Raw genomic sequence first — 994 nt, forward strand, 5'->3', positions numbered from 1 at the left:
TAAAGGCTGCGGTTGATAATTTTGGCAAGCTTGATATTGCTGTTAACAATGCTGGTATCGCTCCTAAACTGGGCCCATTGGTTCACCTGGACGGCCCAACGCTTTCTCGTCAGTTAGATGTTAATACTAAAGGTGTCGCGTTTGGCCTGAAGCATCAGTTAAGAGTCATGGCTGCTCAAAAAGAGGGTGCGATTCTGAATGTAAGTTCCATGGCAGGTTTAGGTGGAACGCCGATGGGAAGCTCCTATGGCGCTGCCAAGCACGCTGTAATAGGTCTAACTAAAACGGCCGCAGTTGAATGTGGGCCTATGAATGTTCGAGTTAATGCGATTTGCCCCTTCTTTACGTCAACGCCGATGGTTGATAATCCAACGATGAATCCGAATGATAATATCGAAGAGGTCAACAAGAACCTTGCGCGCGGCTGTCCGATGAAGCGTATCGCACGAGTTGAAGAAATTGTGAATGTCATGGTCATGATACTGTCACCAGCGAATAGTTATATGAACGGTATTGCTATACCGGTTGACGGCGGCATGTCAGCCATGTAATTTCAAAGGGGTCAGACTCGATTGAATTTCAATCGAGTCTGACCCCTTTGAAAATAAGCTATAAAAATAATAGGAAGAGGTCATGAGTACAAAGCGCGAATTCGATGTGATCATATGGGGAGCAAGTGGTTTTACAGGCCGCTTAGTTGCCGAATACTATCTAAATACCTACGGCCTCGATGGCGAACTAAAATGGGCAATGGCTGGACGCAACCAAACCAAGCTTGAAGAAGTTCGAAAAGGCTTAGGTAACGATAACATTCCTCTTATTCTTGCCGATAGCCACGATACGGCTAGCCTGAATGAACTGGCAAAACGTACTAAAGTCGTCTGCACAACGGTCGGTCCTTACGCTAAATATGGAAACGAGTTAGTCGCCGCGTGTGTCGAGAACGGCACTGACTTTGCGACCTGGCCGGCGAGACGCAATGGATTCGTCGCAT

General features: G+C 47.0%; 2 protein-coding genes. Both read left to right on the plus strand.

Annotated elements, in window-relative coordinates; translation table 11 throughout:
* Positions 1-551: SDR family NAD(P)-dependent oxidoreductase (locus tag A3729_RS07785; protein ID WP_068633562.1), on the plus strand; the 551-nt coding region annotated here is incomplete at its 5' end.
* Positions 552-633: 82 nt separating this feature from the next.
* On the plus strand, positions 634-994 hold a 361-nt coding region (locus A3729_RS07790; RefSeq protein ID WP_197475673.1), incomplete at its 3' end, for a saccharopine dehydrogenase NADP-binding domain-containing protein.

This window comes from Oleiphilus sp. HI0043, assembly GCF_001634935.1.